This window comes from Nonomuraea sp. NPDC003707, assembly GCF_053587055.1.
Map to the genome: position 1 here is coordinate 322,200 of NZ_JBSFNK010000010.1, position 20,537 is coordinate 342,736.

At 72.2% G+C, this 20,537-nt stretch carries 18 protein-coding genes; 10 read left to right on the plus strand and 8 right to left on the minus strand.

Going from position 1 to position 20,537, the window contains the following annotated elements:
- Positions 1-92: 92 nt before the first annotated feature.
- The 4 genes from ACWDRB_RS27460 (at position 93) to ACWDRB_RS27475 (ending at position 7,137) form a co-directional block, all read left to right on the plus strand.
- Positions 93-1,535, plus strand: a complete 1,443-nt coding sequence (locus tag ACWDRB_RS27460; RefSeq protein WP_449898233.1) for an amidohydrolase family protein — start codon at positions 93-95, stop codon at positions 1,533-1,535.
- A gap of 70 nt (positions 1,536-1,605) precedes the next feature.
- A complete protein-coding gene (locus ACWDRB_RS27465) occupies positions 1,606-2,406 on the plus strand; it encodes an IclR family transcriptional regulator domain-containing protein (protein ID WP_350727347.1) in 801 nt (266 codons plus the stop codon).
- 118 nt (positions 2,407-2,524) lie between these two features.
- The gene (locus ACWDRB_RS27470; protein WP_449898235.1) at positions 2,525-4,522 is read left to right on the plus strand and encodes a M14 family zinc carboxypeptidase; all 1,998 of its coding nucleotides are present in this window, start codon (positions 2,525-2,527) and stop codon (positions 4,520-4,522) included.
- Positions 4,523-4,545: 23 nt separating this feature from the next.
- Positions 4,546-7,137 carry a M14 family zinc carboxypeptidase gene (locus ACWDRB_RS27475; protein ID WP_449898237.1) on the plus strand — a complete coding sequence of 864 codons (2,592 nt, stop codon included), beginning with the start codon at positions 4,546-4,548 and terminating at the stop codon, positions 7,135-7,137.
- On the opposite strand, the gene ACWDRB_RS27480 is transcribed toward ACWDRB_RS27475, so the two are convergent.
- The 3 genes from ACWDRB_RS27480 to ACWDRB_RS27490 are packed head-to-tail and all read right to left on the minus strand — an operon-like array spanning position 7,127 to position 11,619.
- Positions 7,127-9,937 (minus strand): FAD-binding and (Fe-S)-binding domain-containing protein, encoded by a 2,811-nt coding sequence (locus ACWDRB_RS27480; RefSeq protein ID WP_449898239.1) that lies wholly within the window; start codon positions 9,935-9,937, stop codon positions 7,127-7,129. The two genes, ACWDRB_RS27475 and ACWDRB_RS27480, sit on opposite strands and share 11 nt — an antisense overlap.
- 22 nt (positions 9,938-9,959) lie before the next feature.
- Positions 9,960-10,799, minus strand: a complete 840-nt coding sequence (locus tag ACWDRB_RS27485) for a fumarylacetoacetate hydrolase family protein (RefSeq protein ID WP_449898381.1) — start codon at positions 10,797-10,799, stop codon at positions 9,960-9,962.
- A 49-nt stretch (positions 10,800-10,848) separates the two neighbouring features.
- The gene (locus tag ACWDRB_RS27490; RefSeq protein WP_449898241.1) at positions 10,849-11,619 is read right to left on the minus strand and encodes an IclR family transcriptional regulator; all 771 of its coding nucleotides are present in this window, start codon (positions 11,617-11,619) and stop codon (positions 10,849-10,851) included.
- A 177-nt stretch (positions 11,620-11,796) separates the two neighbouring features.
- On the opposite strand from ACWDRB_RS27490, the gene ACWDRB_RS27495 reads away from it, so the two are divergent.
- The 3 genes from ACWDRB_RS27495 to ACWDRB_RS27505 are packed head-to-tail and all read left to right on the plus strand — an operon-like array spanning position 11,797 to position 13,258.
- Entirely contained in the window at positions 11,797-12,261 is a 465-nt protein-coding gene (locus ACWDRB_RS27495) for a hypothetical protein (RefSeq protein WP_449898243.1), read from the plus strand.
- A 5-nt stretch (positions 12,262-12,266) separates the two neighbouring features.
- On the plus strand, positions 12,267-12,509 hold the full coding sequence (locus ACWDRB_RS27500; protein WP_350727340.1) for a hypothetical protein: 243 nt from the start codon (positions 12,267-12,269) through the stop codon (positions 12,507-12,509).
- 35 nt (positions 12,510-12,544) lie between these two features.
- The gene (locus tag ACWDRB_RS27505; RefSeq protein ID WP_449898246.1) at positions 12,545-13,258 is read left to right on the plus strand and encodes a phosphatase PAP2 family protein; all 714 of its coding nucleotides are present in this window, start codon (positions 12,545-12,547) and stop codon (positions 13,256-13,258) included.
- 46 nt (positions 13,259-13,304) lie between these two features.
- On the opposite strand, the gene ACWDRB_RS27510 is transcribed toward ACWDRB_RS27505, so the two are convergent.
- Positions 13,305-14,051 carry an MBL fold metallo-hydrolase gene (locus ACWDRB_RS27510; protein WP_449898249.1) on the minus strand — a complete coding sequence of 249 codons (747 nt, stop codon included), beginning with the start codon at positions 14,049-14,051 and terminating at the stop codon, positions 13,305-13,307.
- A gap of 27 nt (positions 14,052-14,078) precedes the next feature.
- Between ACWDRB_RS27510 and ACWDRB_RS27515 the strand changes: the two genes are divergently transcribed.
- The 3 genes from ACWDRB_RS27515 to ACWDRB_RS27525 all read left to right on the plus strand — a co-directional run bounded on the left by ACWDRB_RS27515 (position 14,079) and on the right by ACWDRB_RS27525 (position 16,120).
- Complete coding sequence (locus ACWDRB_RS27515) at positions 14,079-14,486, plus strand: MerR family transcriptional regulator (RefSeq protein ID WP_355200386.1); 408 nt, start codon at positions 14,079-14,081, stop codon at positions 14,484-14,486.
- A gap of 5 nt (positions 14,487-14,491) precedes the next feature.
- Positions 14,492-15,301: an NAD-dependent epimerase/dehydratase family protein gene (locus ACWDRB_RS27520; RefSeq protein WP_449898252.1), complete on the plus strand. Its 810-nt coding sequence runs from the start codon at positions 14,492-14,494 to the stop codon at positions 15,299-15,301.
- A gap of 81 nt (positions 15,302-15,382) precedes the next feature.
- Entirely contained in the window at positions 15,383-16,120 is a 738-nt protein-coding gene (locus tag ACWDRB_RS27525; protein WP_350727335.1) for an IclR family transcriptional regulator, read from the plus strand.
- A 63-nt stretch (positions 16,121-16,183) separates the two neighbouring features.
- Here ACWDRB_RS27525 and ACWDRB_RS27530 read toward each other — a convergent pair whose 3' ends face one another.
- From ACWDRB_RS27530 to melA, 4 genes are read right to left on the minus strand one after another with little or no spacing between them, the layout of a single operon-like run.
- Positions 16,184-16,993, minus strand: a complete 810-nt coding sequence (locus ACWDRB_RS27530; protein ID WP_350727334.1) for a carbohydrate ABC transporter permease — start codon at positions 16,991-16,993, stop codon at positions 16,184-16,186.
- Positions 16,990-17,916: a carbohydrate ABC transporter permease gene (locus ACWDRB_RS27535; RefSeq protein WP_355200389.1), complete on the minus strand. Its 927-nt coding sequence runs from the start codon at positions 17,914-17,916 to the stop codon at positions 16,990-16,992. The genes ACWDRB_RS27530 and ACWDRB_RS27535 overlap by 4 nt, the downstream gene beginning before the upstream one ends.
- Positions 17,913-19,199: an ABC transporter substrate-binding protein gene (locus tag ACWDRB_RS27540; RefSeq protein ID WP_449898256.1), complete on the minus strand. Its 1,287-nt coding sequence runs from the start codon at positions 19,197-19,199 to the stop codon at positions 17,913-17,915. Before ACWDRB_RS27540 ends, ACWDRB_RS27535 begins: the two co-directional genes overlap by 4 nt.
- On the minus strand, positions 19,196-20,485 hold the full coding sequence (melA, locus tag ACWDRB_RS27545; RefSeq protein WP_449898258.1) for an alpha-galactosidase: 1,290 nt from the start codon (positions 20,483-20,485) through the stop codon (positions 19,196-19,198). Before melA ends, ACWDRB_RS27540 begins: the two co-directional genes overlap by 4 nt.
- Positions 20,486-20,537: the final 52 nt, after the last annotated feature.

Consider the following 20,537-nt stretch of genomic DNA (forward strand, 5'->3'; position numbering starts at 1 on the left):
GAGCCCGCGTCAACCGTCTTGACACGTAGGCGAGCGCTCATCACAGTGGCTGTGACCGTATAGCGGACAATCGTTCGCAAGGAGCGTGTGCCATGAACGAGTTCGAGGCCGGACGGCCCGTGGTGCTGCGCGGCGGCACCGTGCTGCCCATGTCACCCAGTGGGAGCAGGCGGGTTCTGCCCCGTACGGACGTCCTCGTGACCGGGGACAGGATCGCCGCCGTCGGCCCCGAGCTGGAGGCGCCCGAGGACGCGGTCGTGATCGACGCGTCCGGCGGCCTGGTCATGCCGGGCATGATCGACACCCACCGGCACATGTGGCAGACGGCGCTGCGCGGCTACGGCGCCGACTGGACGCTCACCCAGTACTTCGTCTGGTTCTACCTGGAGCACGGCAAGCTGTTCCGGCCCGAGGACATCCACGCGGGCAACACCCTGGCCGCGATCGAGGCGCTGGACGCCGGCGTCACCACCGTCGTGGACTGGTCGCACGGCCTGCGGACCGTCGACCACGCCGACGCCGCGGCCGACGCGCTGGAGTCCGTGCCCGGCCGGTACGTGCTCGCCTACGGCAACATCCAGCAGCCGCCCGCCGAGTGGACGGCCGCGCCCGAGTTCCGCGACTTCGTGCGCCGGCGTGTCTCCGGCGGCGACATGCTCGGCTTCCAGATCGCCTTCGACGTGCTCGGCGACCCCTCCTTCCCGGAGAGGCCCGCGTTCGAGGCCGCCCGCGAGCTCGGCGCCGCCGTCACCACGCACGCCGGCGTGTGGGGCGCCACCAGCGACGACGGCATCCGCCTGATGCACGAGCACGGCTTCATGACGCCGGAGACGATCTACGTGCACGCCGCCTCGCTGTCGGCCGACTCCTACCACCGCATCGCGGCCACCGGCGGCTCGATCTCGGTCTCCACGGAGAGCGAGCAGAGCGCCGGCCAGGGTTACCCGCCCACCTGGGCGGTCCGCGCCCACGGCATCCCGGTGTCGTTGTCCATGGACACCAGCGTGTGGTGGAGCGGCGACCTGTTCTCGGCCATGCGCACCACGCTCGGCGCCGACCGCTCGCGCGAGCACCTGGAGGCGCACGCCAAGGGCGAGACGGTCACGCACTGCGGCCTGCGCGCCGACCAGGTCGTGGAGTGGGCGACCCGGGGCGGCGCCCGGGCGCTGGGCCGCGACGACCTGGGCGTCATCGAGCCCGGTAAGAAGGCCGACCTCGTGCTCGTCAAGAACGAGCACTCGCCGGTGTCGTTCCCGATCCTCAACCCGTTCGGGCACGTCGCGTTCCAGGCCCAGCGCGGCGACGTGCACACCGTGATCGTCAACGGGCGCGTGGTCAAGCACGAGCACCGCCTGCTCGGCGTCGACCTCGCCGGGGCCCGCGCGCAGGTCGAGCGCACGGTCGAGCATCTGCGCTCGACGATGGGCGACGAGGCCTGGGAGAAGGGCATGAACCCGGACATCCCCTCGGCGAAGGTCCTCGACAACCCGTACACGTACACCGACTACCGCAGCGACGCCACCCACCGCCTCTGATCGGCCGCTCTGCGGACGGGCGACCGTCTAGAGTCTGATCGAACGGATTCCGAGCGAGGCGAGGGCGTAGATGGCACGTGGTGACACCGGACCTGACTTCATCGAGGCGCTGGCCCGCGGCCTCGATGTCATCAGGGCATTCCAGCCGGGGCGCCCGGTCATGTCCCTGACGGAGGTGGCGACGGCCGCCGGCCTGGCCCGGCCGACGGCCCGCCGCATCCTGCTCACCCTCCAGGAGCTGGGGTACGCCAGGTCGGAGCAGGGCGGGTTCGCGCTCACGCCGAGGGTGCTGGAGCTGGGCGTCACCTACGTCCGCTCGATGGGGCTGTGGGAGGTGGCCAGGCCGCACCTGGAGCGGCTCGTCACCCAGACCAACGAGTCGTCCTCGATCGCCCAGCTCGACGGCTCCGACATCGTCTACGTAGCCCGGGTCGCGGTGCCGAAGATCGTGTCGCTCCAGGTGCAGATCGGCACCCGCTTCCCCGCGCTCCAGACGTCGCTGGGCAAGGTGCTCCTGGCCGCGCTGCCACCGGCCGAGGTGGAGCGGGTGCTGGCCGAGCCGGGCCGCTCGGGCATCGAGCCGCGCTGGCGCCCGGACGCCAAGGAGCGCGAGGCGGCGCTGCGCGCGGTCCGCGCCAAGGGGTGGGCCGCCACGGACGAGCAGCTCGCGCTGGGGATCCGGTCGGTGGCGGCGCCGCTCAGGGACGGGCTCGGCAACGTCATCGCGGCCGTCAACGTCAACGCCCACGCCGCCGAGACGTCCATGGAGAAGCTGACCGAGGAATACCTGCCGCTGCTGCTGACGACGGCCGGCGCGATCAGCGCCGACTGGGCGCTCTACCAGGCGGTCCCGCACGTCACGGCCTCCTGAGATCCATCCCCGCCCCGCCTGGGTCTTGCCGGTTGGGGCAACTCCGCCTTGAATGTGCCCCATACGGGTGATCCAGGAGGGGCCGATGCGTGGTTTACGGGCGTCCGCAGTCGTTCTGTTGATCGTTCTCACGACGTTCGTGGCCGCGGAGCCATCCGTCCCGGCGGTCGCCGGGCCGGGTGACCCGGAGCCGGCCTCGCTGGTCACGCTCTCCGTGCCCGACCGCGCCGCGATGGAGCGGCTGGTGGCCTCGGGAGCCGACCTCACCGAGCGGGTGCGCCCGCAGGCGGACGGCAGCGTCCAGGTGGACGCGGTGGCCACGCCCAGCCAGCTCACCTCCTACGCCGCGCTCGGCGCGACCCTGGCGCCGGGCACGCCGCCCCAGGCGAAGGCCAAGGCCACCACCGCCCAGGACCGGCTCGTCATCGAACGGGCCGTCTGGATGAAGTCCCGCGACGGCTACTTCCTGTCGGTGGAGGCGGCCAGCAGCGCGGGCGAGGCGGCCACGCTCACCGTGACGTGGAAGGGCAAGGGCGGCTCGACCGGCCAGGCGCCGATGGTCGCGTACGTGGACGCGGGCGCGTACCTGGGCCACCAGTTCAGCACCCCGGTGCCCGCCGACGCCCGGCCGCAGTGGGTCACCGTGACCTCCGCCGGCGGCGGCACGGCCGAGGCGAGGGTCAGGGAGTGGCCCGACGGCGACCAGCCGGACCGCGCCGGCCCCGGCTACCAGAAGGACTTCGTCACCCAGTACATGCCGCCCGCGCAGCTCAACGAGCGGATCAAGGCGCTGCACCAGCGCTACCCCAAGCTCACCGAGCTGATCACGCTGCCGTACCCGACCAACGGCTACCGGCGGCGCGCCCAGGCGCTGATCGGCACGCCGCCCGCCGCCGCCGTCGTGATCACCTCGGACGCGTACGGCTCCGAGGGCGGCAACGACCTGGCCGCCGAGCTGGTGAACCCCGGCGCGCCCGGCCGCCCGCTGCAGGTCACCGTGAACGGCAAGCTCATCACGGTCAGCCTGGCCACCGACGCCTCGGGCGCCCCCGCCAGCACCGCCGCGCAGGTCACCGCCGCGATCAACGCCACCGCAGGCACCGGCGTCAAGGCCACGACCTACCGCGCCAACGCGGGCGACGGCGTCATGGCAACGGCGCCGCTCACCCAGCTCAGCGACTTCCTCAACGCACCCGCGAGCGTCTCCCGCGCGCCCGCCCGGGTGCTGGCCCTGCGGATCGGCGCGCACCGCGACGGCAGCCGCACCGGCGTGCTGGCCTACGCCCAGGAGCACGCCCGCGAGTGGGTGGCGCCCCTCGTCGTGGTCGAGGCGGCCGAGCGGCTGCTGCGCAACTACGCCCGCGACAAGGCCACCCGCAGGCTGCTGGAGCGCACCGACGTCTTCATCGTGCCGACCGTCAACCCGGACGGCGCCAACTACAGCTTCTACGACTTCAACGGCCAGCGGAAGAACATGACGAACCACTGCCCGGCGCAGCAGTCCGACCCGGCGCTGCGCAACACCTGGGGTGTGGACGTCAACCGCAACTACGCCGTCGGCTCGCTGTCCGACGGGTACTTCGGCGCCTCGGCCAACTGCCAGAGCGGCACGTACGCGGGCCCCGCCGAGCACTCCGAGCCCGAGAGCCGCAACGTCATGTGGCTGGCCGAGAAGCACCGCAACATCAGGTTCGCCATGAACGTGCACAGCTACGGCGGCTACTTCATGTGGCCGCCCGGCGCGTACCGGCTCGACGGCCGCGTCACCCTGCCCAGGCCCACGGCGCAGCAGGAGGCGTACTTCCTGCGCTCGGCCCGCACGATCGAGCAGGCCATCGCCGCCGAGCGCGGCACCGTCATCTGGCCCCAGCAGACCGGGCCCGTGACGGACGTGCTCTACTCCGCGGCCGGCAACTCCGCCGACGAGCTCTGGTACGACCACGGCGTCTACGGGTGGGACTTCGAGGTGGGCGCCGACCTGTGGGACCCCGGCACGCGGACGTGGCAGGCCGTGGGCTTCCAGCCGCCGTTCGCGGAGGGGCACGCGGAGGCGCTGGAGTTCGCGTCCGGGCTGATCTCCCTGGTGGGGGTCGCCGCCGACTACCGGGAACCCTGATCCGCACCCTCTGGAGGACTCCCTTGCGCCTGCCCCCTGCCCTGCTCCCGGCTCTGCTCACCGGGCTCCTCGTGATCCCGCTCGTCCCGCACGCGGTGTCGGCCGACCCGGTCGCGCCGCCGGCCCCGGCCGTGCGCGACTTCGGCAACGGCCCGGAGCGGAACGAGGTCGCCGCCGACGTGCCCGAGCGGGCCGAGGCGCGCGCGGCCGCCCGGTCCGAGCAGGCCGAGCAGCCCGGCATCCTGTCGCACGACCGGGGCTACCCCCGCCGGACCCGGCTGCCGGTGCCCCCCGAGAACCCGGCCGACGCCTCGATCAAGCTGGGCCTGGTGCCCCACCACGGCATCGCGCCACGGCTGAACGACCTGCAGCAGCGCGGCGACCGGGTCAGCGCGCAGGTCATCGGCCGCTCGTACGGGGGCCGCGACCTCTACCTGGTGACCGTCACCGCGCCGGAGAGCGCCGCCGAGACGCGCGAGCAGGAGCGCATCCGCGACCGCATCGAGAACGACCCGGCCGCCGCCGCCCGCGACCGGAAGCTGGTCAAGAGGTACAAGGCGCCGGTGTTCGTCAACGCCAACATCCACGGCAACGAGTGGGAGGGCACCGACGCCGCCCTGCGCGTCATCGAGGAGCTCGCCACCAGCAAGGATCCCAAGGTCGCCGACCTGCTGGCGCGCACCCGCCTGTACTTCAACATCACCGCCAACCCCGACGGCCGCGTCACCGGCGTGCGCCAGAACGGCGCCGGCTTCGACCTGAACCGCGACTTCGTCACCGCCTCCCAGCCCGAGGTGCGGGCGATGCGCCAGATCATGATCGACGCCCAGCCGGTCACCATGATCGACCTGCACGGCTACGTCAACGGCACGCTCATCGAGCCGACCACGCCGCCGCACGGCGCCAACTACGAGTACGACCTGTTCATCCAGAACACCTACGCCAACGGCCTCGGCATGGAGGCCGCCGTGAACGGGCTGGGCTACACCGTCGAGAAGGACGGCGTGTACCCGGCGCAGATCCCGTTCCGCGACTCCGCGGAGGGCTGGGACGACTGGCCGCCGATCTTCACCCCGCAGTACGCGCCCTTCCACGGCGCGGTGGCCGCGCACACCGTCGAGATCCCGCTGCGGGTCAACGGCTCCGACTACACCCAGCTGCCGGTCGAGGAGCTGCGCCGCCGCGCCGCGATCAACACCGACGTGGCCGCCGCCGCCATCCGGTCCACCTACGCCTTCGTGCGCGACCGGCACGACCGGCTGATCGCCGACCAGATCGAGGTGTTCCGGCGCGGCGCGGCCGGGGAGCCGTCCAAGACGGTGCCGCTCGGCATCGTGCCGGGGTTCGGGCCGGAGGACGTCTACACCACCACCTTCCCCCGGGCGTACGTCATCACCGGCCGGCGCTCGGAGGCGGCCGCCGCGCGCCTGGTGGACCACCTGATCGCGAACGACGTGCGGGTCGAACGGGCCAGGCACGCCTTCCGGGCGGACGGCAGGACGTATCCGGCCGGTTCGTACGTGGTGGACATGCGCCAGCCGAAGCGCGGACTGGCCAACGTCATGCTGGAGGCGGGTGCGGACATCTCGCCCAGGGTGGACGCCATGTACGACATCTCCGGCTGGAGCCACGGCCTGCTCTGGGGCGCCGGCGTGGACGGCGTCACGTCCCTGCGGGTGCAGGCCGACCCGGTCAAGGCCGCCGCGCCGACCGGGTCCGTGCCGCGCACGCCCGGGGCGCTCGCGCTCAAGGTGACCGACCCCAAGGACGTCCTCGCGCTGAACGACCTCCTGGCCCAGGGCACGGCGGTGACCTGGGCGGACGGCGCGGCCATCGTGCCCGCCTCGGCGCGACAGGCCGCCCGCGCGGTCTCCGAGCGCTACGGCGTCGTCTTCACCCCGGCGGGCACCCCGGCGGGCACCCCGGCGGGCACGGCGTCCGGTGCGCCGCTCTCGCAGGTCAGGATCGCCGCCGCCGCCTCGGCCGACGAGCTGTTCACGCTGCGCGAGCTGGGCTTCGCCGTCACCCCCGTCTCCACGGCGGCCCTCAACGCGGGCTACGACTGGAGCGGGACCGACGTGCTGTTCGTCTCCAGCGGGCTGAGCTACATCGCGCTCAACCCGGCGGCCAGGACGGCGCTCGACGCGTTCCTGACCACCGGCGGCGTGATCACCCGTGGCGGCACCGGAGCGGCCTTCAACGCCGCCGCCGGGCTGCTCACCGCGACCGCCGTCGCGGGCCGCGGCGACGCCAACGGCGTCGTCCGCGTGCTCTCCTCGGGCGGTCAGGTCGGAGGCGGATCGCCGGACCACTCGTTCGTGTACTCGCCGCGCTGGTTCACCGGCCTCGGGCCGGAGGTCACGGTCGAGCAGTCGTACGCGGCCGAGGGCCCGCTGGTCTCCGGCCACTGGCGGCCCGACGCCGACGGCACCGGCGGCCAGGACGCCGCCAGGGGCCAGGCGGCCGTGGTGAGCGGCAGGGACGAGCGAGGCGCGGCCGTGGTGCTGTTCGGCACGGAGCCGATGTTCCGCAACCACCCCAAGGGGCTGTTCCCGCAGGTGGCCAAGGCCCTGTACTGGGCCTCCTCGGTCACCGGCGCGGCCGTCAAGGGGTAGTGACCCGGTCCAGGAGCTCCAGGAGGTGGTGGTACGGCTTGCCGGTGGCGCGGGTCAGGCCGAGCTCGCAGGTGCGGTTGACCGAGGCGTGGGCGGCGAAGTCCTCCCGCGCCACGGCGGCGGCCTCCGCCCGGGTGGCGGAGGCGGTCAGCTCGGGGTGGAGCAGGCCGCGGTCGCCGGCGAAGGCGCAGCACTGCCAGCCGTCCGGCACGACGACCCGTTCGGCGACGGTCTCGGCGACGCGGGTGATGGCGGCGTCGAGGCCGAGCCGGGTCGAGGAGCAGGTCGGGTGCAGGGCCAGCGAGGGCAGCCGGCGGGCGGCGGGCAGGCGCGGCAGGAGGTGCTCGGCGGTGAAGTCGACCGCGTCGAGCACCCGGATGGCGGGCGAGGCCGCGGCGGTGAGGCGTTCGAAGCCCTCGGTGCAGGAGGCGGCGTCGCTGACGACCGGGATCCGGCCGCCGTCCGTGGCCGCCGCCAGCGCGTCCCGGACCCGGTGGCGCATCACCTCGTAGCCGTCCGCGAGGCCCTTGGACGACCAGGGCGTGCCGCAGCACAGGCTGCCGATCCCGTCGGGCACGCGCAGCCGCACGCCCGCCCGCTCGGCCAGGCTGAGCAGGGCGGCCATCGCGCCGGGGCCGCCCTCGGCCGGGGCGAACAGGGTGTTCAGGCAGGACGGGACGAAGACGGCGTCGGCGTCCTCGGCCGGGGCCGGGCGGCGGGGCGTCCCGCCCCGGGGCAGGTCGCGGCTCCACTGCGGGACGGCGTCCTGGCCCGCCACGGCGCGGGCGGCCTTGCTCGCGCCCTCGGCGAGCGGGGCCGGTGTCGCGGCGGCGGCGTCGAGGGCCAGGTTCATGGCCCTGGTGACGCCGTCCCAGTGCTTGGCGGCGGACTTCCAGCCCGCGCGGGCGGCGCGGCCGTGGCGCTCTTCGCGCAGGCGTTTGGTCAGGTCGCCGGTGTTGATGAGGACGGGGCAGGCGGTGGCGCACATGCCGTCCACGGCGCAGGTGTCCACGGCGTCGTAGCCGTACTCCTCCTCCAGCCGTTTCGCCAGCGCGTGGTCGCCCGCCTCCTGGGCGGCGGCCAGCTCCCGCCGGAGCACGATGCGCTGGCGCGGCGTGGTGGTGAGGTCGCGGCTGGGGCAGACGGGCTCGCAGTAGCCGCACTCCACGCACCGGTCGACCTCGGGCTCGACGGTGACGACGTTCTTGAGATCGCGCAGGTGGGCATGCGGGTCGTCGGTGAGGACGACGCCGGGGTTGAGCGTGCCCGCGGGGTCGCACAGGCGCTTGACCTCGCGCATCACCTCGAACAGCTCGTCACCGTACTGGCGGCGGACGAAGGGGGCCATGACGCGTCCTGTGCCGTGCTCGGCCTTGAGCGTGCCGCCCCGGTCGAGCACGGCGGCGACCATGTCCTCGGTGAAGTCGGCGTAGCGCTCCAGGTCGGTGTCGAAGCGCTCGTTGAGCATGAAGTGCAGGTTGCCGTCCTTGGCGTGGCCGAAGATCACGCTGCGCTCGTACCTGTGCTTGGCGAACAGGCCGGCCAGGTCGTCGCAGAGGTCGGCCAGGACGGGCACCGGGACGGCGACGTCCTCCAGGAGCGCGGTGGTGCCGCTGGGGCGGGCGCCGGCGACGGAGGCGTACAGGCCCTTGCGGATGTGCCACAGAGCGGCCCGGCCGCCCGCGTCCCTGCTCAGCCGCGCCGGGGCGGCCAGGTCGAGCGTGGCGAACAGCCGCTCGGCCGTGCGCTCGTGCTCGGCGAGCGGTTCGGGGTCCGACTCCTGCCACTCGACCAGGAGCGCGGCGTGGTCCCGTACGGTCAGCGTGCGCAGGACGTCGTCGGCCCTGGGGTCCCGCTGGGCCACCCGCAGGGACTCGGCGTCCAGCAGCTCGACGGCGGCGGGGCCGGCGGTGATGAGCTGCGGCATCGCCGCCATCGCCCGGCGCAGCGTGGGGAAGACGAGCAGGCCGGTCGCGGCCAGGCGGTGCGCCGGGACCGTGCCCAGGACGGCCTGCGCGACGAAGCCCAGGGTCCCCTCGCTGCCGATCGCGAGGTGGGCGAGGATCTGCGCGGGCGTGTCGTGGTCGAGGAAGCTGTTGAGCCCGTACCCCATGGTGTTCTTCAGGGAGAACTGGGCGGTGACGCGCCGCACCGACTCGGGGTTGCCGCGGACCCGGTCGCGCAGCCGTTCCAGGCCCTGCGCCAGCTCGGGCTCCAGCGCGCGCAGCCGCGCGTCGGCGTCGGGGGCGGCGGTGTCGACGACGGTGCCGCTGGGCAGCACCAGGACCAGCGACTCCAGCGTCCGGTACGTGTTGGCGTGGGTGCCGCACGTCATGCCGCTGGAGTTGTTGGCGACGACGCCGCCGATCGTGCAGGCCGACTCGCTGGCCGGGTCCGGGCCGAGCTTGCGGCCGTGGGCGGCCAGCCGGGCGTTGACCTGGCGCAGCACGGCGCCCGGCTGCACGCGGACCCGGTCGCCGCCGTCGAGCACCTCGATGCCGCGGAAGTGCCGCCGGGTGTCGACCAGCAGGTGCTCGCTCACGCCCTGCCCGCTCAGGCTGGTGCCCCCGGAGCGGAACGTCAGCGGCAGCCCGGTCCGCATGAGCGCCGCCACCTGCTCGGCGCTCTCCGGCACCAGGACCGCCTGCGGGGTGAGCAGGTAGTGGGAGGCGTCATGGGCCATGCCGAGCCGGTCGGTGGCCCGCGTACGGGTGATCCCGGGCACGGCGGCCTCGACCGCCGCCAGGACGGCGGGGTCCGGGGCGGTCAGCCGCCGCTTCTCGGAATGGGTGACGCTCATATCTGTCCTTACCGCTCTGTCCTTACCGCGGGCCCAGGACCTGCTGGCGCTGGTTGCCGAGCCTGTCGATGCCGAGTTCGATCACGTCGCCGGGCTGGAGCCAGATGGGCGGGTTGTGGCCCATGCCGACGCCGGGCGGGGTGCCGGTGTTGATCAGGTCGCCGGGCTCCAGCACCATGAACTGGCTCAGGTAGTGCACGATGACGTACGGGTCGAAGATCATCGTCTTGGTGGTGCCGGTCTGCCGGCGTACGCCGTTGACGTCGAGCCACATGCCCAGGTTCTTGACGTCGGGGATCTCGTCCGGGGTGACCAGCCAGGGGCCGGCCGGGTTGAAGGTCTCGGCGGACTTGCCCTTGGACCACTGGCCGCCGCGCTCCATCTGGAAGGCCCGCTCGCTGACGTCGTTGACCACGCAGTACCCGGCGATGGCGGCGGCGGCCTCCTCGACCGAGTCGAGGTAGGAGGTGCGCCTGCCGATCACGATGCCGAGCTCGACCTCCCAGTCGGGCTTGGTGGAGCCGCGCGGGATGCGCACCTCGTCGTACGGGCCGATCAGGGTGTTGGGCGACTTGGTGAACAGGATCGGCTCGTCCGGCACCGCCTGGCCGGTCTCGGCGGCGTGGTCGCTGTAGTTCAGCCCGATGCACAGGATCTGGTGCGGCCGGGCGATCGGCGCGCCGACCCGCTCACCCGCGAACGCCCGCACCTCGCCCCCGGCGACCCGGTCGGCCAGCAACGCGATGCCGCCCGCGGCGAAGAAACGCTCGTCGAAATCGGGCGTGACGTCCGAGACGTCGATGTAGTGGGACTCGTCCACGCGGACGACGGGCTTCTCGGCGCCGGGCGCGCCGATGCGCATCAGGTACAACGCTTTCTCCGTGTTCGGGTCGAGAGGGTACGGGCGAGGTTCATGAGGTGTCCCGCCCGGCGACGATGCCGCGGATGGCGGCCAGGTCGTCGACGAGCGACTTCAGCGACGTCCGGTAGGCCAGCCCGCTGACGCTGACGGCGCCGCTGGGCACGGTGGGCGAGGTCAGGTAGGCCAGGACCGCCACGCAGTTGACGCCCGGCTCGTTCTCCTGGTCGTCGACGGCGTAGCCCAGCTCGCGGATGCGCACCAGCTCGGCGTGCAGCTGCTCCACCGTGCCGATCGAGCGCTCGGTCGGCAGCTCCAGCCGCCGCTCCCCCACCCACTCGCGCACCGCGTCCTCGGTGCGCAGGGCGTCGGCGAGCAGCGCCTTGCCGACGGCGGTGCAGTGTGCCGGGTTCCGGCCCCCGACGACGGAGGTCAGCCGGACGGCCCCGTCGGACGGGTCGAGCTTGGAGCGGTAGACGACCGAGGTTCCCTCCAGCACCGCGTAGTGCACGGTCTCGCCGTAGCGGTCGCACAGGGCCCGCAGGATCGGCGTGACCCGCACGTGGTCAGGCCGGGCCTCGTGGTGGGCGAAGGCCATCCGCAGGAACTCGTCGCCGAGCACGTACCGCCCGTGGCCGTGCTGCGCCGCGAATCCGGCGCGGCGCAGCGACGCCAGGGCACGGTGGACCGTCGGCTTGGGGCTGGCCACCGCTCGGGCCATCTCCTCCAAGCCGATACCGTCGGGGTGGCGAGCCAGCTCGGCAAGGACCGCGAGCACGCGGTCGGATCCGACGAGCTTGGACTCGGCAGCCATCTCGGACATGTTCCGAACGTTAGACTATCGTTCCGAAAAGTGAAAGTTGGCCCCCCTCTCCGGGCCCTTCACCTCAGCGGCGCCGGCCACCCCTTTGAACACATCACCACACCCAGCTCTCCCGACCTTCAGGGCGACTGAAGCTTGCGCTAGGCTTCAGCCACCCTGAAGGTTGGAGGTTGAGGAATGCTGGAGCATGTCCTGCTGTCGGTGCACGTCCTGGCCGGCATCGTGTTCGTGGGAGGCTCGGCCGTGGCGACGAGCCTGTTCCCCCGCTACGTGCCGGTCGCGACCGGCGGACAGGGCGAGCCGCCGCCGGATCCGGGCGAGCGCAACCGGAGTGTCGCGGTCGCGCTGCACCGCATCACCGGGGGCTACGCCGCCTTCGGGCTCATCGTCCCCTTGGCCGGGATCATCCTGGCAAGCGTGCAGGGCCGGATGGGCGAGATCTGGATCACCGTCTCCATGATCCTCACGGCCGTCGCGGGCGCCCTGCTGGCCACGCAGATCTACCCGCGCCAGCGCGCCGCGCTCAGCGAGCCCGGCGACGAACGGCCGCTGCGCGTGATGTCCATGCTGGCCGGCTTCTACAACCTGGCCTGGGCGGTCGTCGTGGTCCTGATGATTGTACGGCCCGGCGCGGGGGACTGACCGCCATGCGCCTGCTCCGGATCGCGGCCGCCGTCGAGGCCGCCTCCCTCGTGCTCCTGCTCGGCAACCTGTTCACCGTGCACGCCAAGGTGATCACCACGTTCTGCGGCCCGCTGCACGGCACCGCCTACCTCGCCGTGATCGCGGCCACCTGGACGGTCCAGCCGGCCGCCCGCCTGCTCGCGTTCGTCCCGGGGATCGGCGGGCTGCTCGTCCTGCGGACCGCGCGCGCCCGCGCCGGAGGCTGAACTCGGCCTTATCCGGCCCTCTTTATCGTTCCACCATGAGGTCGAACAGAGCGGGGTTCCCGGTTTCGGTTTCGGTGGCGCTCCTCGTTCTCGGCACGGTGATGGGCTTCGCCGCCCGTACGCCCGCGTGGACCGCCGTGGACGCCGCCGTGAGCGACGGGGTCCAGTCGCTCCGGAGCCCGTGGCCGACCGCGGTGGCGCAGGTCCTGAACGTGGGGTTCGGCACGGTCATGGGCCCGCTCCTCGCCGCCGCCCTCGTCGTGGGGGTGGCCGTCTCGGGCCGGCCGCGGGCCGCCGGGCGCGTGCTGGTGGTGATCGCCGCCGGGTGGGGCGTCAGCTGGGTGCTCAAGACCGTCGTCGCCCGTTCCCGGCCCCCGGTCTCCGACTCCCTGGTGTACGGCCTCGGCTCCGGCAGCTTCCCCAGCGGTCACGTGTGCCTGACCCTGTCGATCGTGATCGCCGTCGCAACCCTGGTCAGGCACACCCGCTTCCACCTGCCGGTGCTGGCGGCGGGCTTCGTGCTCGTGGCCGTCCAGATGCTGGCGCGGGTCTACCTGGGAGCGCATTACGCCACCGACACGCTGGGCTCGATCATCGTGGCCCCCGCCGCGATCCACGTGGCGTTGAACGCGTGCCGGCCGGGGCTGCTCGATCCGCCGTGGAGGCGCCGGCCGGCCCGCCCCGCGGTGGCGGAGCAGGCCGGCGCCGATGCCGTCTCCCCGGCGTCGGACACGTGCTCCAGCCGGTAGCCGGCGCCCGGATGCGCCGCGGCGTCGAAGACCCGCACCGGACGGATCAGGCACTCGCGTCGAGTTCCCACCGCTTGCCTGTCGGCAGGTCCACCACGCGCAGCTCCGGACCCGCCAGGGCCACGGCGTCGGAGGCGGTGCCGCCGGTGCGGAACAGCCGCGACAGCGGGTCGTGGCCATGGGCGTCATGCACGGGGACCAGGACCTCGGCGCCGAGCGCGGACGCCCCCGCGACGGCCTGTTCCGGCCCCATCACCAGGCGGGGCCCGAACAGGGGGCGCAGCCCGTTCACGGGCAGCAGGGCCAGATCGGCCCGGTATCGCTCCAGCGGCGCGACCTCCCCCGCCTCCCCTCCGAAGAAGACGACCCGGCCGCCCGCCGTGGTGAAGACGTAGGCGTTGTTGGGCCATACGAGGGTCCGCCCGGACGGCACGACCGTCATGGACAGGCCGGGCGCGAGGTCGAGTCTCCGCCCCCACGTCAGGCGCTCCGCCCGCCGGAATCCGAGGGCTCGGGCCCGGCGGGCCATGCCGCGCGTGGGCACGTACAGCGGTGTGGTGTCCTTGGCCGGGAAGTGGCGCAGCGCGCGCAGGTCCCAGTGGTTGGTGGCCAGGTTGGTGACCACGACGGCGGTGAGCGGGGGAAGGTCGCGAACGCGCAGGCCCAGCGGCTCGCCACGGCGCAGCCACCACCGTTCGGTGAACCAGGGGTCGGTGAGGACGGCGTGGCCGTCGAGTTCGAGCAGGACGCAGGAGTTGACCACCCGCGTCATCGCAACGGTCGGCTTGATCATGCCGCAACCGTGCCGGTTAATGTACACATGAAGTCAAGCGAGGGGATGGCCATCGGAGAGCTGGCGGAGCGGTTCGGCCTGGACACGCATGTCCTGCGCCATTGGGAGAGCATGGGCCTGCTGGCACCCGCGCGGCGCGCGGGTGGTCAGCGTGCCTACGGGCAGCGCGATCTCGAGCGGGTGGCGCTGATCCTGATGGGCAAGGAGGCCGGCTTCACGCTGGGCGAGTTGCGCGTGCTGCTGTCCGCCGCCGATCCGATGGACCACCGTGATCTGCTGCGCCACCACGTTCAGGAGCTGGAACGGCGCATCTCGCGGGCCCGGGCCGCCAAGGAGCTCGTCGAGCACGCCCTCGCCTGCCCGCACAGCTTCGCCGAGTGCGAGCACGCCCGCGAGCAGATCGCCACCCGCATCCCGGAAATCATGGATAAGTGATCAACATGACCAGACTCCCCGAACACGTCCTCGTGACCGGAGCCGCCGGAAACATCGGCCAGGTGCTGCGGCGCACCCTGCTGCCGAAGATCGCGCGGGTGCGCCTGTCCGACCTCCGCGACGTCGGCCCGCTCGCCGCGCACGAGGAGTTCGCGCCGGCCGACCTCCTGGACCTCGACCAGGTGCGGGCGGCCGTGCGGGGCACCGAGGCGGTGATCCACCTCGGGGGCGTCTCCGACGAGGCCGGCTTCGACGCGATCAAGGGCCCCAACCTGGAGGGCGTCTACAACGTCTTCGAGGCGTGCCGCAGGGAGGGCGTCCGGCTCGTCGTCAACACCAGCTCCAATCGCATCACCGGCTTCCACCCGGCGGGGGCGACCCTCGACGGGGAGGAGGCGGCGCGGCCCGACGGCCTGTACGGCGCGGCCAAGGCGTTCGGGGAGGCGCTGGGCAGCCTGTACGCCGACCGCTTCGGCCTCGACGTGATCTCCGTACGCGTCGGCTCCTTCGAGGAGCGGCCCACCGAACCGCGCCACCTGCACACCTGGCTGAGCCACGACGACGCGGCGCGGCTCTACGGCGCCTGCCTGACCGCGCCGCCCGGCTCGGGACACGTGGTCGTCTACGGCGTCTCGCGCAACACGCGGTCGTGGTGGACGCAGAACGCGGCGGCGAGCGCCCTCGGATACCGGCCGATGGACGACGCGGAGGACTTCGCGGCCGAGCTGGGCGCCTACACCGAGCCCCATCAGGGAGGCCGGTACACGCGCTACGAGTACGGCGGATGGGCGACCCCGCCCGGCGACACCCGCTGACTGGAGCGGTTCCGCGATACGCGATAGCCTTCCATGAAGCGGAACAGGGAGGCGAGGGTAGTGGCGGACGGGCAGTCCCCGGTGGGAAGCGTCGATCGCGCGCTGCTGATCTTGCAGGAGATCGGCAAACACAGCAGAGGCGTTACGCTCGACGAGCTCGCCACCAGGCTCGGGCTGCCCAAGAGCTCGCTGCACCGGCTGCTGGGGGCCCTGAAGCACCGGGGGTTCGCCGCGCAGCCGGAGCCCAGCGGGCCGTACTTCCTCGGCACGGAGATGCTGGCCACGGCCTTCAGGTTCTACGAGACGATGGACCTGCGCAGCCTGGTGCGGCCGCTGCTCCTGCGGCTGAGCGACGAGTTCGCCGAGACGGTGCACATGGCCATGCTGGACGGCGGCGAGGTCGTCTACCTGGACAAGGTGGAGGCGGTGCGGACGATCACGATGACGTCCGTGGTGGGCGGCCGCAACGCCGCCCACTGCACGGGCGTCGGCAAGGCGCTGCTGGCCTGGACGTACCCGACGGACGAGGCCGTCAAGGCGTGGGCCGCCCGGTACGGCCCGCTGGCCACCAGGACCCGTAACACCATGACCAACCCCGCCAAGCTGGCCACCCACCTGGACCAGGTGCGCACGCGCGGCTACGCGCTCGACCTGGAGGAGAACGAGCCGGGCGTGCGCTGCGTGGCGGTCCCCGTCTTCCTGGGGAGGACGGCGCCGGTCGCGGCGGTGAGCGTGACGGCGCTCAAGGACCGGATGTCGCCGGCCAGGATGGAGGAGATCGGCGAGAAGCTGCGCCAGGCGGTCGCCGAGCAGGCCTGACGCGCGCGGGCGCGGCGGTCCCGATAGCCTTCACCGGGCTCCCCGCCGGCCCGTGCCGCAACCTCAGCCCTTGACCGCGCCGGTCAGCGCCTGGACGAAACGGCGCTGGCCGAACAGGAACACGGCCAGCACCGGCAGCGTGGTCAGCACCGTGCCCGCCATGATGGCCGGCCAGTCGGCCCGGTGCTGGCCCTGGAAGGTGGTCAGCCCCGCCTGCACCGTGTAGTTGGCCTCGGAGTTGATCGCCACCAGCGGCCAGAACAGGTCGTTCCAGGCCGTGATGAACGTGATCACGGCCAGCGCCGCCATCGCCGGCCTGGCCACCGGCAGCACGACCCGGAAGAACACGCCGAAGCGCGAGCAGCCGTCGATCCGCGCGGCCTCCTCCAGCTCCTTGGGGAACGACTGGAAGAACGAGGTCATCAGATAGATGCCCACGGCGGAGGCCAGCGACGGCACGATCAGCGCGCCGAGCGTGTCGGTCAGCCCGGCCTCGCTGAAGATCAGGAACGTCGGGATGACCGTGAGCTGGAACGGGATCAGCGCGGTCGCGATGACCAGGATCAGCACCGTCTTGGAGCCGGCGAACCTGATCCTGGCGAAGGCGTACCCGGCCATGCTGCACAGCACGAGCTGGGCCGCCACGATGGCGCCCGAGACGATCACGCTGTTGAGGAACCAGCGCGGGAAGTTCGAGCGCTCGACGACGGTGCGGTAGCCGCCCAGGTCCACGGCCTCGGGCCAGATCGCCGGCGGGAACCGGTTGAGCTCGGCCTGGGTCATGACGGAGCTGAGCAGCAGCCACACGAACGGCAGCACGACCACCGCCGACATCGGCACCAGCACCAGGTGCCACTTGCTGGGCCATCTCATCCGGTCGCTCCCCTCCGCCGCGCGATCAGCAGGCCCGTGACGATCAGCACCAGGGTGCCGGCGAACAGCACGTACGCCACGGCCGCGCCGTACCCGGCGGTGTTGAAGGTGAAGGCGAGCTGCCAGACGTAGTAGACGATGGTCACGGTCGCGTTGGCCGGGCCGCCCTTGGTGGTGGTCATGACCAGGTCGAAGAACTGCAGCGCGTCGATCATGCCCCACACCGTCAGGAAGATCGTCATCGGCCGTACCGACGGGACGATGACGTGCCTGAAGGTGGTCCACGACCCCGCTCCGTCGATCGCGGCGGCCTCCAGCACCTCCTTGCTGATCTCCTGGATGGCCGCCAGGTAGATGACCACGGCGAATCCGAACCGCGTCCAGAAGAAGATCAGCGTGAGCACCGGCATGGCCTGCGACGGGTCGCTCAGCAGCCCCTGCACCGGCAGCCCGAGCTTGACGAGCAGGCCGTTCATCAACCCGAAGTCGCGGTCGAAGATGTAGCCCATGAGCAGCCCGGTGGCGGTGGCAGAGACGATGTACGGCACCAGGAAACAGGTCCGGTAGAACCCGATCCCGCGGACCTTCCGGTTCAGCAGCACGGCCACGACCAGCCCGGTGACCAGGGAGGCCGGGATGTAGAGCACCAGCAGCAGCCCGGTGTTGGCCACCGCCTGGAGGAACACGGGGTCGTCGAGCAGCGCCCGGTAGTTGGCGAGCCCCACGTTCGTGCCCGGTGTCATCAGGTCGGAGTCGGTGAACGACAACGCCAGCGCCCAGGCCATGGGCACGAGCGAGAAGCCGAGGATGACCAGCGACGCGGGGCCCGCGAACGACCAGCCGGCGACGTTGTCGCCGAGCCTGCGCCGGTCGCGGGGCTGCCGGTGCCCGGTGCGGGCGGCGCTGAGCGCGGTGCTGCTCATGATCCCGGTACGGCCAGCGCGGCGTCCGCCTTGCCGGCCGCCTGGTCCAGGGCGGTCTTGGCGTCGCTCTTGCCGAGCAGCGCCTGGGCGATGGCCTCGGCCACGAAGGCGGAGACGCGGGGGTATCGGGTGGTCGGCGGCCGGACCCGTTTGGCGTTGGCCAGGTTCGCCGAGATCACCTCAATGCCCGGATATTTCGCGACATAGTCCTTATAGCCGGGCAGCTTGGTGATCGACTCGCGGATCGGCAGCGAGCCGGTGTCGCCCATCCACTCCAGCTGCTGCTCGGCCGCCGTCAGCCAGGCCAGGAACGTGGCCGCGGCCTTGACCCGGCGCTCGTCGTGCTCGAACACCACCCAGTTGTCCGGCCCCGAGATCGTCTCGTGGTTGCCGTCGGTGCCGGGCAGCTGCGCGACGCCGTAGTCGACCTTGGCCGCCTGCAGGTCGGGCAGCACCCACGGACCGGTCATGAACATGCCGAGGCGCCCCGACTCGAACAGCTTCTGGCCCTTCTCCGCCGGGCTGGAGTCGAGATAGACCGACTTGTCGACCACGGCCATGTCACGCAGCCTGCCGAGCGCCTGCTGGCCGGCGGCGGAGTTGAAGGCGGCCTTCTTGTGGTCGGGCGTGAGGATGTCGCCGCCTGCCTGCCAGAGCATCGGCCACAGGCCCCAGACCGCCTCCTCGCCGCCGCTGATCGGCCAGGTGGCGCCGAAGACGCCGTCCTTGGCGCTGGTGACCTGCTTGGCCTTGGCCCGGAAGTCGTCCCAGGTCCAGTCCGGTCCGGGCGCCTCGACGCCGGCCTTGGCCAGCAGTTTCCTGTTGTAGAGGACCACCATGTTGTCGACCACGGCGGGGAAGGCGATGACCTTGCCGTTGACGGTGACGGACTCCCGCTCGCCGGCCCAGAAGTCCTGCCAGTTGATCGCCGGGTCCTTGACGACCTCGGTGAGGTCGGCCGTCTTGGGGTTCCTGGCGATGTTGGGGGCCCAGGAGCCGTACAGGTAGGCGATGTCGGGATAGGCGTCGGAGGCCAGCGCGGCGGTGAGCTTGGGCAGCATCCCGTCGGCGGTGGCCCCACCGGACTCGGTCTTCACCTTGACGTCGGGGTGGCTCTGGTTGAACCGCGCGACCAGCTTCTCGATCGACTTGGCCGAGTTGTCCTCCTGGCCGTGCCAGATCGTGATCTCCACGGGGCCGCCGGCCGCCTGCTCCTGGCGGCCGCCCGAGCACCCGGTGACCGCCAGGGCGAGGAGCACGGCGGCGACGGGCGCGCGCCTCATCGGACACCCTCGGGGAGCAGGTCGCCGTGGGCGGCGATCATGTCGTCCACGAGGTCGTGGATCTGCTGGAGCGTCAGCGTGGCCGAGGCGTTCGGGTCGAGCATGACGGCGTGGTAGACGTGGTCGCGGCGGCCCTCCAGCGCCGCGCGCACGGTCAGCTCGCCGACGTTGAGGAACGTCCGGTTCAGCGCGGCGAGCTGGGGCGGCAGCGCGCCGATGCGGGTCGGGCGCATCCCGGCCCGGTCCACCAGGCACGGCACCTCGACGCAGGCGTCGTCGGGCAGGTTGGAGATCAGGCCGCCGTTGCGCACGTTGCCGTGCACGACCCTGGGGGTGCCGGTCTCGATGGAGTGGATGACGTCCGAGGCCAGCTCCCCGGCGGGGGCGATCTCGACACCCTCCCCGGCGGCCAGCCGCCGCCTGGTCTCCTCGTACGTGCCGAGGTTCTCCGCCGACCACTGCAGGTAGATCTCGACGGGGATGCGGAAGTGCTCCACCTGGTCGTCGTGGTGCAGGAACCAGGGCAGGTACTCCGAGCCGTGCTCGCTGCTCTCGGTGGGGAAGTGACCGAACCGGCGGTACATCTCCACCCGCACGGTACGGCGCAGCTCCGGGTCGCGGGCGATGACCTCGTCGAGCACCGGGTACAGGTTCCTGCCCTTGTGCTCGAACTTCAGCACGAACGCCTGGTGGTTGGCCCCGGCGGTGACGAACGACACCTCTTCCTCCGGCACCTCGACGAGCGAGGCCAGCCGGGCCTGGGTGTCGCGTACGGAATGGCAGAGCCCGACGACGTTCCTGAACGCGGTCCCCTCGTAGACGGCGCGGGGGATCATCGCCATCGGGTTGGTGTAGTTGAGCAGCAGCGCGTGCGGGGCCAGTTCGGCCAGGTCCGTGCCCAGGGCCACCATCACCGGGATCGTCCGCAGCGCGCGGAAGACGCCGCCGACGCCGAGGGTGTCGGCGATCGTCTGCCGCAGCCCGTAACTGCGGGGAATCTCGAAGTCGACGCGGGTGGCCGCGTGCCCGCCGACCGCGATCTCGTTGATCACGTAGTCGGCGCCGTCCACGGCGGCTCGCCGGTCGAGGTGCGCCTCCACCTTGGCGCCCAGGCCGAGCTCGGCGACCATCCAGTTCGCCATGGCCTCGGCCGTGGCCAGCCGCCCGGCGTCGATGTCGTGCAGGACAAGGGTGGACTCCCCCAGCTCGGGGAAGGTCAGGATGTCGGAGAGGACGTTCTTGGTGAACTCGACGCTGCCCGCGCCGATGAACACGATGCGTGCCATGGGGCTGTTTCCCTCCATTGAGCACGGCGGGCATGGGCCCGCTGCGTGCGGG

What these genes read in the sequence shown, in the direction of transcription:
- ACWDRB_RS27460 (WP_449898233.1), top strand. Translation starts at nt 93, where the DNA reads ATGAACGAGTTCGAGGCCGGACGGCCCGTGGTGCTGCGCGGCGGCACC.
- ACWDRB_RS27465 (WP_350727347.1), top strand. Translation starts at nt 1,606, where the DNA reads ATGGCACGTGGTGACACCGGACCTGACTTCATCGAGGCGCTGGCCCGC.
- ACWDRB_RS27480 (WP_449898239.1), bottom strand. Translation starts at nt 9,937, where the DNA reads ATGAGCGTCACCCATTCCGAGAAGCGGCGGCTGACCGCCCCGGACCCC.
- ACWDRB_RS27485 (WP_449898381.1), bottom strand. Translation starts at nt 10,799, where the DNA reads ATGCGCATCGGCGCGCCCGGCGCCGAGAAGCCCGTCGTCCGCGTGGAC.
- ACWDRB_RS27490 (WP_449898241.1), bottom strand. Translation starts at nt 11,619, where the DNA reads ATGTCCGAGATGGCTGCCGAGTCCAAGCTCGTCGGATCCGACCGCGTG.
- ACWDRB_RS27495 (WP_449898243.1), top strand. Translation starts at nt 11,797, where the DNA reads ATGCTGGAGCATGTCCTGCTGTCGGTGCACGTCCTGGCCGGCATCGTG.
- ACWDRB_RS27500 (WP_350727340.1), top strand. Translation starts at nt 12,267, where the DNA reads ATGCGCCTGCTCCGGATCGCGGCCGCCGTCGAGGCCGCCTCCCTCGTG.
- ACWDRB_RS27505 (WP_449898246.1), top strand. Translation starts at nt 12,545, where the DNA reads ATGAGGTCGAACAGAGCGGGGTTCCCGGTTTCGGTTTCGGTGGCGCTC.
- ACWDRB_RS27510 (WP_449898249.1), bottom strand. Translation starts at nt 14,051, where the DNA reads ATGATCAAGCCGACCGTTGCGATGACGCGGGTGGTCAACTCCTGCGTC.
- ACWDRB_RS27515 (WP_355200386.1), top strand. Translation starts at nt 14,079, where the DNA reads ATGAAGTCAAGCGAGGGGATGGCCATCGGAGAGCTGGCGGAGCGGTTC.
- ACWDRB_RS27520 (WP_449898252.1), top strand. Translation starts at nt 14,492, where the DNA reads ATGACCAGACTCCCCGAACACGTCCTCGTGACCGGAGCCGCCGGAAAC.
- ACWDRB_RS27530 (WP_350727334.1), bottom strand. Translation starts at nt 16,993, where the DNA reads ATGAGATGGCCCAGCAAGTGGCACCTGGTGCTGGTGCCGATGTCGGCG.
- ACWDRB_RS27535 (WP_355200389.1), bottom strand. Translation starts at nt 17,916, where the DNA reads ATGAGCAGCACCGCGCTCAGCGCCGCCCGCACCGGGCACCGGCAGCCC.
- ACWDRB_RS27540 (WP_449898256.1), bottom strand. Translation starts at nt 19,199, where the DNA reads ATGAGGCGCGCGCCCGTCGCCGCCGTGCTCCTCGCCCTGGCGGTCACC.
- melA (WP_449898258.1), bottom strand. Translation starts at nt 20,485, where the DNA reads ATGGCACGCATCGTGTTCATCGGCGCGGGCAGCGTCGAGTTCACCAAG.